Annotated in this window: 10 protein-coding genes; 3 read left to right on the top strand and 7 right to left on the bottom strand. The window is 42.3% G+C overall.

Features of this window, described 5'->3' with window-relative positions:
* Positions 1-284: 284 nt before the first annotated feature.
* The gene (locus tag C2M32_RS19060; RefSeq protein WP_105169887.1) at positions 285-1,094 is read right to left on the bottom strand and encodes an alpha/beta hydrolase; all 810 of its coding nucleotides are present in this window, start codon (positions 1,092-1,094) and stop codon (positions 285-287) included.
* A 418-nt stretch (positions 1,095-1,512) separates the two neighbouring features.
* Between C2M32_RS19060 and C2M32_RS19055 the strand changes: the two genes are divergently transcribed.
* From C2M32_RS19055 to C2M32_RS19045, 3 genes are all read left to right on the top strand, one after another.
* Complete coding sequence (locus tag C2M32_RS19055; protein ID WP_105169886.1) at positions 1,513-4,854, top strand: LamG domain-containing protein; 3,342 nt, start codon at positions 1,513-1,515, stop codon at positions 4,852-4,854.
* A 185-nt stretch (positions 4,855-5,039) separates the two neighbouring features.
* Positions 5,040-6,149 (top strand): hypothetical protein, encoded by a 1,110-nt coding sequence (locus C2M32_RS19050; protein ID WP_105169885.1) that lies wholly within the window; start codon positions 5,040-5,042, stop codon positions 6,147-6,149.
* 184 nt (positions 6,150-6,333) lie between these two features.
* Entirely contained in the window at positions 6,334-7,800 is a 1,467-nt protein-coding gene (locus tag C2M32_RS19045) for a flavin monoamine oxidase family protein (RefSeq protein WP_105169884.1), read from the top strand.
* A 109-nt stretch (positions 7,801-7,909) separates the two neighbouring features.
* Here the strand turns inward: C2M32_RS19045 and C2M32_RS19040 are convergent, their stop codons facing one another.
* The 6 genes from C2M32_RS19040 to C2M32_RS19015 all read right to left on the bottom strand — a co-directional run bounded on the left by C2M32_RS19040 (position 7,910) and on the right by C2M32_RS19015 (position 16,028).
* Positions 7,910-9,079: a M14 family metallopeptidase gene (locus C2M32_RS19040; protein ID WP_105169883.1), complete on the bottom strand. Its 1,170-nt coding sequence runs from the start codon at positions 9,077-9,079 to the stop codon at positions 7,910-7,912.
* A 13-nt stretch (positions 9,080-9,092) separates the two neighbouring features.
* Entirely contained in the window at positions 9,093-10,052 is a 960-nt protein-coding gene (locus tag C2M32_RS19035; protein ID WP_105169882.1) for a permease, read from the bottom strand.
* 56 nt (positions 10,053-10,108) lie between these two features.
* A complete protein-coding gene (locus C2M32_RS19030) occupies positions 10,109-10,399 on the bottom strand; it encodes an ArsR/SmtB family transcription factor (protein ID WP_105169881.1) in 291 nt (96 codons plus the stop codon).
* Between the two features lie 291 nt (positions 10,400-10,690).
* Positions 10,691-12,046: an MFS transporter gene (locus tag C2M32_RS19025; RefSeq protein ID WP_105169880.1), complete on the bottom strand. Its 1,356-nt coding sequence runs from the start codon at positions 12,044-12,046 to the stop codon at positions 10,691-10,693.
* Between the two features lie 170 nt (positions 12,047-12,216).
* The gene (locus C2M32_RS19020) at positions 12,217-13,968 is read right to left on the bottom strand and encodes a DUF4153 domain-containing protein (protein WP_105169879.1); all 1,752 of its coding nucleotides are present in this window, start codon (positions 13,966-13,968) and stop codon (positions 12,217-12,219) included.
* A gap of 113 nt (positions 13,969-14,081) precedes the next feature.
* Positions 14,082-16,028 (bottom strand): methyl-accepting chemotaxis protein, encoded by a 1,947-nt coding sequence (locus C2M32_RS19015; protein ID WP_325047883.1) that lies wholly within the window; start codon positions 16,026-16,028, stop codon positions 14,082-14,084.
* Positions 16,029-16,262: the final 234 nt, after the last annotated feature.

The raw sequence follows: 16,262 nt of genomic DNA, 5'->3' as shown, positions 1-16,262 counted from the left end.
GCGCATTATTGCGCAGTTAAATGACAGTTTTATGACTTTGTGCGCAATAATAAACAAATTTGTAGCATTACGTGGCTACATGTTAATTGTAGAGGGATAGACTTTGAGCTTTTGCTCTACTTCGGCCTTAATCTTAATGAGATACACTTAAAAAGCCATTGTCATGGGATTGTTTGCAGTTGGTGTTGAATCAGCTGAGCTTAGTGGGCAATAATACTAATTGAAGTCTTCAAAGGTGCTAGCCCTCAAGACTAAAATCGGCTTATATCTCATTTATCTCATTCTCAATAGTTGATTTTCTTAAATGCATCATACACTGCGAGGTGTAGCGTATCACCATGGTTTAGCTGTGGAAAATAGCCAAATTCAAGCTGGGTTTTACCCAGTAGTTTTGGGGTGACTTTTTCGTGAAGCTGTTTGGCAATACGCTCCATCTGTTCGCCTTCTTTGCCCACACCGATGTAGACAGACTTAGGTAGTTGAGATGGGTTAAACTCCTGATTAAGAAGTGCTTCATCATTCCACCATAAACTGGGGCTGATGATTACAAAGTGATCAAACAGTGCACTGTGATTATACAAAATTTCAGTTGCCAGCAAGCCGCCAAGTGACTGTCCTATCAAGGTTGTGGTTTCATTGACCCTGTAATGTCGCTTTATCATAGGTTGTAACTCCTGGTTGATAAAGTCTATAAAGCGCTTGGCACCGCCGTGGGTTGGCAACTCTTTTTGATCCAATGGGTTGTCACTTGGGGTTGTGAAATCGTGCTTTCGGTCAATGTTTTCGATACCCACCACGATTGTTTCAGGCAATATATTGAGCCAAGGGAAATTAGCAAATTGTACTAGGCCTGCAATATGAATAAAGTCTTCATCCTTTGAGCCATCAAGTAAGTAAATAACTGGGTAGGTTTGTTGTTTGTTTTGCGTGTAACTGGGCGGTAAATAAACATGTACAGACCTTGATTGCTGCAAAGACTGTGACTTAAATGTCAGTGTTTTTGCAAACTCAAATGGTTTGCTGATGAGATTGTCTTTTGCTGCTGCGGTAAATGACAGGCAAACGGTCAATATTAACCATTGTATTTTGAACATATCAGTGCGTCCTTGTCGCTAGCTACTGGTTTATTTTTATTCTACGCTAATAGCGTTATATTTAACCAAACGCGGTCAATAAACAAGCGCTATCTGCCAAAGCACACAGGCAGTCGATTAATCCTGTCATTTGCACTTTCAGGCTAGTTAAAAAGTAGTATATTACATGATTTGTAGTTTTATTTTTTTGCTTGGTGAGGTTGCTTCAACTCCTTAATTTCTATGAAATATTTCATATTTTAGTGAGTGAAAATCCATAACTTGTTAAAAATTCTTACAATATTAATCCATATAAAATGTAGGTGTACTACCACGTTTTTGTTAAAGTTATTCTCTCACCTTAAATTATTGGAATAAAAAATCTAAAAATAAAATAAATTTAACTTAATGAACAACTTTAATATAAAAGGATTATAAAATGACTTTTTTAACTCCTCGGTGGGCGCTTGTCGCGGTAAGCATAATTTGTTTACCTTTTTACAGCCTAGCTGATTTGTATAAAGTAACCTTTAGTGGTTATGTCAATGAGGTAAATGATCCTCACTCACTGGTAACTAATACAATCAAAGTATCAGATCCCATCACCGGTGAATACTGGTATGACGATCAGATGCATGACTTAAGCAGTTATCCAAATTATGTAGCCGAGTCTCAATCAGCGGGTATTCGTTATAAAGCAGCTATTGGTGATCTATCGTTAATGATGGATGCTGATAAGTCAAAGCTCAGACTGGTGATAGACCCACATAACGCTGGGTCATATTTGGTGGTACCAAGCGATATGCGAACTGATAATGACTTGTCTGTTCGCACGACGCACTTGCTAACTGAGTTTGAAACAAACAATCAGCCTGTGGGTGATGCGCTGATCCCGCTTACTTATGAACAGTGGCTGTCGCATAGCTTTTTGTTGCGACTTTTTAATGAGCAAATTCCAGCGAGTATAACCAAAAATACTTGGATTGAGGGTGCTATCACCGCGATACAAACCGAACCATTGTGTTCAGCAAACAATACGGTGCAATTAAGTCATGAAGAGCGGATCACCGTTGATGGTAGAAGTAGCACTGTGGATGGCAAAGGCAATGAATCCCTTAATCCTGCTCAGCTGCTGGTACCCGGCGCGGTTTTATGTGTCAAAGGTGCACCGGAAGGCGCAAGTCATGAGTTAAGAATTGAGAATGTTGCTGGGACGGCACAGGCGCCTATCACGGTTATCAATACGGGTGGACAAGTAGTGTTTAAAAACCTTGATAACAATGGGTATATCGACACAGCTATTGACGTGTTAAACAGCCAACACCTACACATTACCGGAACCGGTAATCAGGCTTATGATTACGGTTTCAGAATCGATGGTCGAGTTGGCACTGTCCGTAAAGGTGTGGCTTATTACAAACGCAGCAGCGACATTGAACTTGATCATATCGAAGTGGGGCACACTACGCAGTCAGGTTTTAACCTGAAAACCTTTAGTAATTGCTCCGATGGCTCAGTGCCAGCACGTTACGCAGAGCAAGGTGAAACACCACAATTTTATGATGCATATAATGAACCTTTGGTGCTGCATGATTCGGTGGAACAATATCAAAAAGAGCACATGCATGATTACAACAATGATGGGGTCATTAATCATCTTGATGCGAGTTCGCGCAGTGATATGACTTTCCACAATGCCAGCTATCATGACAATTACATTCATAATACAGGCACAGAGGGGATGTATATCGGCTCAAATGGCAGTTATCGTCTGTATAAAGCGAGTGAGCATGCCGATCCATTTCATTTACCAGGTTCCGGTATGGGCGGTAATGAAAGACGTATTTGCCAATATTATCAAGCGCCTGACAAACAGCAGCAGGTTGCATTTGGCGATTACAACGAACCCATGGCGGGGCAACTGATTGGCGTTAAAATTTACAACAACATCGTAGATAGAACGGGTTGGGATTCAATCAATGTAAAATCTAGCGCAGTTGAGTGCGAAGTTTTTGCTAACCACGTAACGAACTTCTCGACTGCCAATTACAACCGTGATCAGATTGGCGCTATCAGCTTACAAACCAACACTCATTGTGATGTATACCGCAACACCCTAGAAGGTGGCTCCGAGGGGGGTTATGGTATGGGCGTTCATGCACCAACTCTTGGTGGCGTTATAGCCAATAATGTTATTAAAGATGCAGGTAAAGGCAGCCAGTATGGAAAAGAGTCGGCTATTCAGGTACGTTTTAATACCGATGATGATCATCACAAAATGTACAATGAACAAGACCAACACATACCCTGGCAGCAAATTTATGCGGGTAAATCTCACCATGTAGTCAACAACACGATTATTAACCCAGCTAAAGAAAGTGTTGATTTTCGTATGTATCGAGAAACTCACTCAATTGCTAATAATCTAATTGTACCAGATAACACCCCAATGGATGTGGCTGGCGATGTGGTAGTTGTCACTAACCTTAATGCGGCTGATGATATTTTGGAAGGTGGAGATGACATACCGTATGCACTGAAAAGTGATACTGCCGCCGTGAATACCGGCACTGACATGCCTGCGGAATATGCAGTGGAAGCAGCTAGACTGACCCGAGACTTAGTCAACATAACACGACCATTGCAAGGCGCTTATGATATTGGGGCACTCGAATACGTAACACTCAGGGTGTTGATGAATGAAGGAGGGCGTGTTGTTAGTAATCCGACCGGCGTTGACTGTCCACAAACATGCGGCGCTGTGTTTGATACCAACCAAGTGGTTACTTTGAGTGCTGTCGCAGACAGCAACCACGACTTTCTGGGTTGGGAGGGTTGCGATCAGGTGATTGATGGACGCTGTGAAGTGATGGGCCACAAAGTGATCAAAGCAAATTTTGCTCCCAAAGTTGTTAGGATCAGTACCTTTAGCGGCACGCATGGTGATATTTTGCCAAATGGACCGGTGTCAGTCGCGCGTGGTGCAAATCAAACAATGACAATCTCTCCTGCGCCTTTGTATCAGGTATCATCGCTACTGGTAGATGGTGAATCTGTTCCTGTTGCTAACGAGTATCTATTTGATAATGTGAGTGAAAACCACGTTATTGAAGCGAGTTTTAGTTTTGATCCAGCTTATGCGGATTTGCTTCACCTCCCGTTGGATGAGTACTCAGGTAATACTGCCACTAACACTGGAACCCTGAGTGAAGTAAATGGTGCGGTGCAAGGTGCCAGTTGGGTGAATGACGGTCATATTGAAGGCGCGCTGCGTTTTGATGGTGATGACTATGTGAACTTGTCAGCTCATGAATTAATGGATGTTAATCCTCAGCTACATAGCTTTACCACCACCCTCTGGTTTAAAACCACAAAAAGTGGTGCATTGATCTCAAAAGTGAAAGATGCCACTTCTGATGTGCAGTTTTATCTGTTTGCAGGTAGCAATGGTGCGTTGTATGGCAGGGTTGGCTTGGGAGGAGGCGCATATAGATCAATCCGCAGTAGCTCAGGCTCAATTGATGATGGGCAATGGCATTTTGCTGCGCTTGTGAATGACCATAGTTCAGGGTATTTCAAGGTGTATTTAGACGGCCAGTTACTAGGTAACAAAGTATCAGGCTCTGTACCAAGTAATGGCATGGACATTTTGATTGGTGCACGACGTAATGGTGATAACCAATCAACCGGCAATCACTTTGAAGGGGATATAGATGATGTACGTTTTTTCAAAAAAGCCCTTGATGAGAATGAAATATTGGCGCTTTTCAGTGGTCAGTAATTAAGTCGTGACTAAGTCGCAGACAGCCCAAGTCGATTGGGTTGTCTGTTCTTTTAATAACAACGTTTTGATTTGTAAAGCTAAAGCAAAAAAACATGTTTGACTTTGCTTCTGGCTATGCTGTTTTATGGTTAATTATGTATACTAGGCATAATTAACCATAAAACAGCATAGCGGTAGTTCAGATGAAAAAGATCAATTGGCATTTTCAACGAAAAGCACTTGCTGAGTCATATCTACAAACAGTGTATCAAGGTGCAGTGAGCCGTATTGCACTACTTGATGTGCGTCGAACGGGTAAAACCACGTTCTTGCTCAAAGACTTGTACCCCATTGCCTTAGACAATGGTTTTATTCCTGTGTATGTAAACCTTTGGGGCGAGCCTGAGAATCCGACGCTTGCCATCACTCAAGCTTTAAGTAGCACGCTTAATGTCTTAAATCAGTCGGTAAAGGGTAAACTAAGCGATATTGCTAACTCAGAGATTAAGAAGCTAGAGGTGGGCAATAACGTTTTTGGCAAAGCCACCATAGAGTTTAGCGATAACAACGCACACAAACCAAGCCAATCTGAGCTATATAAAATCAATCAGTTAGTGGAAGCGCTGTTTAACAAATGTGGCGATAAAGCGCTGATCATTATTGATGAAATTCAGCACCTAGCCTCTTCTGAAAAGTTTCTATCGGTCCAGCATGCGCTTAGAACGGCACTAGATACTTATAGCGACATCAGTGTTGTATTTGCAGGCTCTAGCCGCTCTGGTGTGAATGCGATGTTCACTGATAAAGACCGCCCATTTTACGACTCTGCTTTTATGATTGATTTTCCAAGATTGGGAGACGAGTTTGTAAAGCATTGCTGTGATACCTTGAGTAAGCATTTTAACCTGCATTATAACCCATTAGAAGTGGGCGATTTTTATGAAGAAATAGATAAATCTCCATTTTGGATGATGAAGTTGATGACTTATTTGATGGCAAATCAGACGAGCTTAAAAGAAGGCCGTGAATATATTAAAGCACTAATGATCCAAGATGGAGACTTTGAAAACCTCAAGAAGCGACTCAGAGAATTAGATATCGCGGTCTTAAGTTTAATAAAACAAGGATGCACCGCTTTATACAGTACCAACACTATTGATAAATTAAGTCGAATAACGAAAAGTGAGATCACCGCCTCTGCAATACAGACAAGTATTAAGAAATTGAAATCAATGGTTATTATCTCTCAGTATGGCGATAAGTATTACATAGAGTCGCCCGGTTTTATCAAATATTTAGAAGATAACGTATAATCTTACGATTTGTTTTATTATTGTGAGGGTATTAATTTATATTTAACAATAAATTATTCATTATTGCGTTTTGTCTGGTAGCTTATTTTTTATAAATATAGTTTGGTGTTTTTCATTGTTGTAAATATAATTTATCGCCGCTTTTGGTGGCTTATATCATATATTTAATAATGAGGACTTGATAATGAATATTTGGAAAATGGATTTTTTCCGAAGTACTTTCACATGTATATTGCTACTGCTTCTTAGTGCCTGTGGTGATCACTATGAAGCGGGTTTGCCTGTTAATCCCCAAACATCTAATACCGAAAAAACTGCAATTGTTGTTGGTGCGGGGTTATCTGGGCTAAGTGCTGCTTATGAGCTTGAGCAGTTGGGTTTTGAGGTAACCGTATTAGAAGCTCGTGACCGCATTGGCGGTCGCGTCGCGACGGTTGAGATGGGTCAGCAAACCGGTGAAATCGGAGGCGAGTTTATAGATGGTGAGGCCGTCCATCAGCAGCTTCATAGATATGCCCATTTGTTTGACGTCGAATTAGCCGACACAGGGTATGAAGGGAGTGTACAAAGCGGTGCATATTACGTTGACGGTAACTTAGTGGGTTACGATGACTTTGATGAGTCATATAGTGCGCCGATAGTTACCGATTATTACCGCTTTTATGATGAACTTGGCCTGTTAGCTGATATGGTGCCCGATCCTGAAAAACCACTGCTATTGGCAGCTGCAGCCGAATTAGATAAACGGAACGTGCAAAGTTGGATCGATGAATTACAACTACACCCTAGCGCTAAGCAACTTGCAGAACAGTTCGTCAGAGGAGAGTTTGATGAACCAAAAGACTTATCTCTGCTGCATTTAGCCCAGTATGCCAAGGTATATGAAAATGTATCGGATGACGACGTGGAATCATTTCGCTTTTTAAAAGGCGGTCAGGCTATGACTTCGGCGTTTGCTAAAAATATCTCGGGCGATATTCTGTTAAATCAAGCGGTGACAAATATTCAACAAACTGACAATAAAATCACTGTCAAAACAGTATCAGATGATACTTATACATCCAATGTGATAGTTGTGACTGTCCCGCTGAAAGTGCTCAACAAGATCACCTTTACTCCCGAACTGCCAAGTGAATTGTCACAAGCCGCTGAGAATATTAATTATGGTACACATTCTAAAGTGCTATTGCGTTACAGCAAGCGTTTCTGGTTAGAGCATAATTTAGGTGGTGATACGGTAGTCGCAAGTCTACCAACGGGCTGGACTTGGGAGACCACTGAACGTCAAGGAGGCGAGGGTGGCATCTTGATAGCTTACACATCCGGTGATTTTAGTAAGATGCAACAGCATTGGAGCGATCAACAGATCATCGATACCAGATTAGCTGAAATTGAACTGATGTATCCTGGATCTTCGCAGTATTTTATCGAAGCGAAATCTCAAAGTTGGCTCAATGAGCAATGGACAAAAGGTGGTTTTTTAGCCTACGGGCCTGGACAAATGAGCGCGTACTGGGATCTATTCAAACAACCTGTAGGGCGAATCTACTTTGCAGGAGAGCATACCGACACTTTATATCTAGGCTACATGGAAGGCGCTGTTAGAAGTGGGGTAAGAGTCGCAAAACAAATCAGCGAACTGAAACTGTAATAGGTGTATATCGGGTATTTGATATCCATATCGCATCAAGTTTATCGCAGGCACCTTATTATTTTAAGGTGCCTGTTTTTTAGGTTGGCTCACTACCCATATCACCTATTTAACTTACTTTAACAGCGTTGGTATACGAGTGGTCCCATGCTTTAGTTGTGGCAGCTATAGCGTGCAACAAACGGGCACCCAGTTGTTGGCAATCATGGTGGTCCCAGCGAGCAGCTGGCGTTTTACCTGCAAGTGGTTTAAAGGAGGCTTCCAATAAAATCGCAGCAACACCAAAGTGTTGGTAAACATACTGGGTTGCGGTTGAATATGCCTTTGGCGCACAACCACAGCATGGGCTGACAGTGGTATCATTCGCATCATCATTTGGCGTGTCGTAGTCATACTTAATTTGGAAATTGCTGTAGAGTTGATGTAATGAGCGCTTAAGCGTTTCGCCCATTGGATGGTGCCCCTCGACCATCATAAAGTTATATGGGAGCTGTTCATCTCCGTGAATATCAATGAATAAATCAACGCCATAAGACTCCATCGCTTGTTTAACTGCCGAGACTTCGGGGCAGCTAGCGGCATTGGGGTCTTGCCACTGGCGGTTGAGATTAACACCTTGAGCATTGGTACGATGATTGCCCAGCTTACAGCCATCAGGGTTCATGTTAGCCACAACAAAAAACTCGATGTTGGTAAACTGTCTGGCAAATGTGGTGGCGTTGTCAAAGTAATGATTGAGCAAGCCATCGATGATCCATTGTGCCATAGTCTCACCAGGGTGCTGTCTGGCGATCAGCCATACCTTTTTGGTTTGCTCACGATGGTCTCCAATACGCAATAAGGTAATGCTTTCTCCCAACGTTGATTGCCCTATTTCTTGTGATATTACGTGAGGGTTCTGTAACAACTTATCATTGAGCTGATGTTGTCTTGCTAAGGAGTAGGGAACAAAATAGGCGTAGTAAACGATGTGTTCTGTTACCTCGTGACGAATAATCAGTTGTTCGTTCTGGTACTGGGTTGCTACCCGAAACCAATCAACATTGTTATATGAGGCAAACACTTGGTAACCCTGCCAAGCATTCACAAAGCTTACTTTTGCTGCATTACGGAGCGTTATCTGTTGTGGCTCTATGTGACTACTTTCTATAGCAAAATAAAACCATTGTCGAGTACAGGCTTGATTATCTTTGCTGATGTTGAGCTCAATATTTTCTGCGTTGCTGGCGTTTATCACTTCAATCGAGCCGCTTTCAAAATCGGAATGTATGGTGATCATGATGATTCTCCTGTTATGACAAATTTAATAATTCAATGCTCACACCCGTTAAACAGGCAGTGGTAAATACCAAACCGATAAACGCGAGCAGTAGTGGCCAGTGAAACAGCTTTTTGAGCATGATCATTTCAGGCAAGCTTGCACCAGCTCCGGCAATGGTCAGCGACATCACCGCACCTAAGCTCAGCCCTTTGGCGACGAGCGAAGCGGCAATGGGGATCATGGTTGACGCCCGAACATACAAAAAGGTGCCTATTAGTGCGCACAGGGGGATCAGTAATAAAAGGTGGACATCGGCAAGTTTGCTAAACAGTTCACTGGGTACAAAACCATGTAATACGGCTCCCACAGCTACACCAATTGCCATGTATGGCAACATCATAGTTAACTGTTTAAAGGCATCCTTAGATAGGACTGTGATAAGAGTCTTCGTTTGTGGCTTCTTAGTTGCGGGGGGAGCGTAACACTCAGATGACGTTGTTTGGCAACTAGGTTTGTCGGCAGAATCGCAAGACTCACTTGGTGCTGGCGTGAACAGCTCATCACGAATAAAGCGTTCAAAGCCAAAGTGTTGCATGAGCATGCCAGAGAGTACCGCCATCAAGATAGCGAAAAATGTATAGAATAGCGTAATGCTGGCACTGAATGTGGCCCAAAATAGCGCGATGATAAATGGGTTAAGCAAAGGTGAGGTAAACAAAAAGGCCATGACGGGGCCAAATGCGGCTCGGGCTTTAAGTAGCCCAACCATCATTGGCAAGGTTGAGCAGCTACAAAATGGTGTTACAGCACCTAGGCTAATCGCAACGGTATAGCCTCTATTACCAGACAGTAATTGACGCACTTTTGCCATGGGGAGATAGTGATTAACTAAACTGACAATAAAACTGATCACTAAAAACAGTACGGTGAGTTCAGCAAATGTTGTCACAAAAAATGTGAGTGCATTTTGCCATTGTTGGTAAGTAAACATAGCTTCTCCTTTGTTTTATATTTCTAGAATATTCGAAATATAATCTAAATTTTTTTTTAGTCGCAGCCTTTACAGCATTCCTCAGATAGGAAGTCGATAAGACGTTCAAGCTCTTGATATTGAGCTTGGCATCGTAGCACGCGACCTTCACGGGTTTGGCTCAATAACCCCACTTTCACCAATCGAGAGATATGGTGAGAAAGCGTTGAGCCGGGTATATCTAATTTTTCTTGAATAGCAGACACCGCCAAGCCATGGTGGCCTGCACGTACTAAAATTCGATAAATTTCGAGCCGGGTTACATGCCCAAGCTCTGCCAGTTGGTTGGCAGCCATTTCTATTTGCATAGCAGGAGTGTAACGAGCAAAAAATCAAAAAACAAGTATATTTCTAGAAATATCGAATTGTTTTTTTCAAAACGAACAGCTGCTCTTACTTTTCATCAATGCGTTGGTGAAGCGGTGTTAGCATGTACCACTAAGACCTAAAGCATATTTATCAAGTCAATTTTTTATTAAAATTTAACATGTTAGATGGACTTAGAGGTGTGAGCTGGGACGTGTAATGGCAAAAATTGTGTGATTATTGCTACACAAACCCGGACACAATAGCAATGATTGTGTCCGGGTTTACTTATTTTATAATTGTTCTACTTTATCCGTTTGCTTGTCATTAAGAGGTTGAGCACTTTGTGCAGTATGTTCCTCATCGGACAAATTGGTTGTATCTATATCTTCTTCATCAGCCTCAACAACAAGCATTTGCTCCTGCGCTGTTTTTTCTTCAATACGCGGGTCCAAGGTTGCAGCCAGTGGCGAACTGGTAATATCAGAGGTGGCAGCGATATAATCACTGGGTTCTGGCTGTTCCGCTTTTTGTCTAGCGTTGATATAGGTTAACAGCGCGTACATGATGATAGTCAATATCGCAAACGAAGCATACAGTGAGTGTGGCCCGAAAAAGGTCATCACTTGTGCGATACCTGCTGAACCGACACTGGCGCCTGCGCCAAAAGCGACTAGCAAAGAAGAGGACACCCCGACTCGGTGTTCATCATCAACTCTTGAGTTAGCTAATGCAGATGACAGTGGGTAGAGTGTAAAGGCAAACAAACCAAACATGAATGTAAGCCAATAACTTAAAGGCGCTTGTGTAGGTAGAAAGAATAGTGCCAACGACACAATTCCAATAATCAATGCATTGGAACGAAGTAAGATACTGCGGCGAATTCTGTCGGACAGCATTCCCATGGGCCACTGTGCCAGTAAGCCTGCGACTATGGTAACAGACATATACATGGCAATTTCTTTAGCGCTCAAACCCGCTTGGCTTGCAAAAGTGGGAGCTAAACCATAAAAACTGCCATTAATTATTCCTGCAAAACAGACTGCGGTCAGTGATTGAGGGACTCTTTTAAAGTAACCCCATAAGCTGACTTGCAGGGGTTTAAGGGGTTTTGGGTGTATCCTACGCGTTATTGAAATTGGCACAATCCCAAACGATAAGGCAATACAGATAAGAAACAGTGGTGCATAGCCCAATTCAGGGAATTGCGATAGTGCAAACTGCCCTGCAACCATACCTAGATATGACGTTAGCATATAAAACGAAAATACACGGCCTCGTTGCTCAGGTGCAGCTTGTTCGTTGAGCCAACTCTCTAACACCATGTAATTACACATCATGCCTAATCCAACAACAAAGCGTAGTACTAGCCATAGATAGATGTTGTCGCTGATGCCATGGCTTGCAACACAGGCGGTTACAACCGCAGTACTTGCAGAAAAAGCTCTAATGTGACCAACAGATTTAATCAAGTGATAGCCAAGTTTAGAACCGAATAATAGGCCGATGTAATAAAATGACGTGAGTAACCCAATCAAAAATGTAGAGACGTTATGTTGGCCAAGATATAGGGCGAGGTAAGTGGTTAGTAAGCCAGTACCACCAACCAAAAATAAATTCGTAAAATATAACGATGGAAATGATTTCATAAAGACAAACTTAGCTGGCTCATTAATCGTGCTGTAAGTGGTTAATAATAGAAGGGAAATGAAAGTTTTCCAAGCAAAACTCTACATTGATATGGTAAAATTGAGATTATAGTGATTTAGGTCATCTCTTAAGGGGCGCTGGCGAGAAGCCAGCGCCTCAAATTGGCTGATTAGTAATCCGACACTTTTAGGGCAGTATCTTTTACTCGAATATCATTAAATTTGGCTGGGGTGATCTCATAGTCACCGGCGAGCAATGCTTTGATCAGCTCCTTGTCACTGTGTTCATTGGTGTAGTGAAAGTACATGGACCGAGAATGCCATTGTTCTTGCTCAAGGTAGAATAGCGCGAGCTCTGAGTAACTAGGCTGTTTCATTATTAGTAAATACTCGCTTCGTTTATCACTGGTTAGTTCCACAGGGAGCAAAATTAATTGTGAGCTATTTGCTATTGTCGCGCTATGTTCATTGGCATAGCTTTGCATTGCGCTGACAAGCGAAGGTTCAAGAGAAGCTTTTGGTATTTCTCCATGTACTTCTAAAGCGCTGAGAAGTGTTTGGGAATTTTCAACAGGGGTGTCGTGCTTAGCCACATTGTTTAACGCAGCTTCTATCCTCGCGCCCAGTTGAGGGTGTTGTTCGGTAAAATGGGCATCAATCTCTTTGAGTACATCTCGCCCTGCCACGCCTAATTCATGAGCAAAATAATAGACATCAATATCTTCAACTGGTGTGATCCCTGCGTGGATCCTAGCTAGCTGGTTTTGTGCGCTAAGTTGTTTAAAATTCAAAATTGGCGATTGGCTAACGAGTAGCGCGGCTATCAACAGGAGTCCTAAACGGGTGTTGATTGTGGCCAATGAGTCAAGCCAGTTACGTGTGTTTGCAATAATGCTGATGCTATAACAGGTTAGATATAGAGTAAGAAATACCCACATGAATATTGCCCACAACCTGCTTATACTTAAGCCATATTGCTCCACTCGTAACCATAAGCCGTAGCCACTGATAGCTAAATACACCGGTAAAATGGCGATGCCTGCAAGGATTAAAAGGTAGGCAACGCGATGCATTTTTGGGGTCTGCTTAGAATCCTGAAAGGCGAGGTTTAACGTCACCAGAATTAACGCAGTTAATACAAACACTAGGTTGCTACCACCACTGTTCCATAGCGCGGTCAATCCCACAAAGGCAATCGCCACCAAAAATACGGAGCTAAGCAACAGCAACAAAGGCAATAAAGCGAACGACAGCGTTTGGATCAATTGATTGGCGGTGCTGACAATTTTATTACTACGACGGACTCTAAGGACTCCAATCGCATGAGCCAAAGAGAGGATGGGATAAATAAACCAAGGCTCGTAAAATATATCTTTAAATAGGGTGATATTAATTTTGTTAAACAATTCGGCCCATAAAACAATGATAAGCCATACCAACAAAGTGAAAATACTGGCCAGCGTGATTGTAATAAGCAAGCGGCAGGTGTTGCTGATCAATCTGCTATAGCAGATCTGCCATTGATGGTCTTGCAAATGAATAGAGGAAGCAAAAATAAACACTTTGAAGGTGAGTAAGGACATTACAGCAGCAAAGCCAAAACCATGTAGAGCTAAGTCGGGAAATTTAGGGTGAAGGGCTTGGCTACCCACATAAACACCCAACAAGGCCGAGGTTAAGGAAAAGGTAATTACAATGTTGTAAAACACTCGGTGAGAGTCTTTATTAACACCGTAGATCAATATTGATGGACCAGTTAAAAGTACAGCATAACAGGCAAATAATAATGATGGCGAGCTTGTAATAGGCCAATCAAAGCTCAGTGCTTGATGCAATAGTAGCAGTCCTAGACCCTGCAACAAGGCACACAGTAATAACCAATTCCCTTGTGACTTACTGTAATCAGTGGTGATGTTTTCCAACTTTTACTTCCTTTTGCTAACAGCTAAAAATTGATTCTAATCCGTTAAAAATTAATACAAAGTGACAGTGGATATCAATTTCTGTCACTTTGTACTCATTTTGAGTGTCATCCTTAATCAATATGAAAACGACCTACTAATTGATCTAAGTTTTTGGCTAGTTCAACCAAGGATTTAGCACCGTCTGATAAGCTATCCGATGCTTGACTGACTTGAGTTACAGACTCGGTAAGGCCTGCTATTTGGTCATGTGTTTGACTGGCTGAATGGCCTTGTTGTTGTGCATCGTGGGCAATTGTTGAGACCAAGTCTTTTACTTTTGTCACGCTGCTGGCAATGTTTTCAAAAGCTTGATGAGCTTCTTCTGATTGCGCTATGGCTTCACCCGATGCAGAAACGCTTTGTGTCATTTTGGCGGAAACGGCGCGAGTTTGTTCAATCAGTTTAGTGAGTACTTGCTCGATCTCTTGAGTGGCATCGTGTGAGCGCTGCGCTAAGGTTCTGACTTCATCTGCCACCACGGCGAAACCTCGTCCTTGCTCACCTGCTCTGGCCGCTTCTATTGCAGCATTTAGCGCAAGTAAGTTGGTTTGCTCTGCAATACCACGAATGACACCTAGAATATTGGTAATATTATTACTTTCACTCTCTAGCTGAGAAATTTCAGCAGCTGACGCATCAAGGGAGTTATTGAGTTGGGCGACCTGTTTTACCGTGTTACTTATTAAGGTATTGCCTGAGTAGGTAAACTGATCCGTTTGTGCAATCTCATCAAGGGAACTTTGGCAGTTATCACTGACATTTTGCGCCATATGGTGGACCGACTCGGTATTGTTTGCAGCTTGATTTGCAGTACCTTGTTGGCTGCGGCACTGGTTACGAATGTCGTTGATCTGAGTCTCAAAGTGCTGTGCAGAACTGTTGAGCGTGTGAGCATTTTGCTGGATGTCTTTTACCAAGGAGTTGATTGAGTTCAAGAATTGATTGAACCAAGTTGCAAGCTCGCTAATTTCATCATTACCGATCACTTGCAGACGTTTAGACAAGTTACCTTCGCCTTGTGCGATGTCTCTTAGTCCTTCCGATACTCGTTCAATTGGGAACACAATCTTATTTGCCAAGGTGACAGCTATCACACCAAAAATCAACAACATAACCAAAGCAATCAGGGTAATGCTCCATGACATGCTATATGCCGATGACAGGATTTCATCTTCGTCTATCACAGCCACAAAGCGCCAGTTCAGTTTTTTGGAGTGATAAACCTTCGCATCAATGGTTTTGTTCTCCATCTCAACACTAATATAGGGTTTATCACCTACCGTGGAGATCTGTTTATAAAGAGGGTTATCCAATTCATTAATATTCTTGAAGTTATTTTCAGGGCGTTTAGGGTCGGCCAAAATAGTGCCTTTACTGTCTAGTAACAGCAAGTAGCCCGTTTCTCCCAGTTTTATGTTACTCACAATGTCGGTCAAAGTTGAGAGTGTGACGTCTAGCGATTGCACCCCAGCAAATTCACCGTTATTAAAAATACCCGTGGCAACTGACACCATAGCTTGCCCTGTTACTCCTTGATAAGGCTCGGTAATAATCACGCTTCTTGGCGTGGATTTAGCGTTTTGATACCAAGGTCGTTTACGTGGGTCATAGTTGCCCAAAGGCTCGGCTGGATACTGGATAAAACCACCCGACTCGGACCCTAAATACACAAACAATAATTCAGGGTGAGTTTGCCCAAAAGCGGTGTAGAATTCGAAAATTTCCCCTTCTTCTGGGGAGTTCTCTAGCGGTGTCATGGGCTTTTCTGCACCAAAATACTGAGTGATGTTGTCCGGCATTGCACTGACTGACTTATGTTGTGCCAAAAACTTTGCGTTGTTTTTCATTTGTTCAAAAAATAGCACAAAGGTGTTTTCTATCTGGCGTATCTCACTACTGGAAAAATCTAAAAAGCTTTGCAGCGATTCATGCTTGGTTTTCGAGATGCTTACAGCGGAGATAGCTAGAATTGGCACGATAACAGTGAGCAAAAAACTGACGATTAGTTTTTGGCGCATTCTCATATGGTGCTCCTGTATTATGGATAATTTTGTAGATGGATTGAGTTTTGATTTTTGTTTTCTATGCCATCTAACAAAGGGTTGTCATTGTGTGTTGTTTACTGAGTAACCTTGAAGACAGCTAAGTGTATTCAAGTGCATTGAACCACTTTTGCACAAGGGTTCAATGCATTGTTAGGCTAGGCGCACTTGAGTGTGGCACGTAGCACTTGTTACAGTATAGATACAATA

This window comes from Pseudoalteromonas sp. T1lg23B (assembly GCF_002964665.1).
GTDB lineage: Bacteria > Pseudomonadota > Gammaproteobacteria > Enterobacterales > Alteromonadaceae > Pseudoalteromonas.
This window is presented reverse-complemented; position numbering and strand designations above follow the sequence as displayed.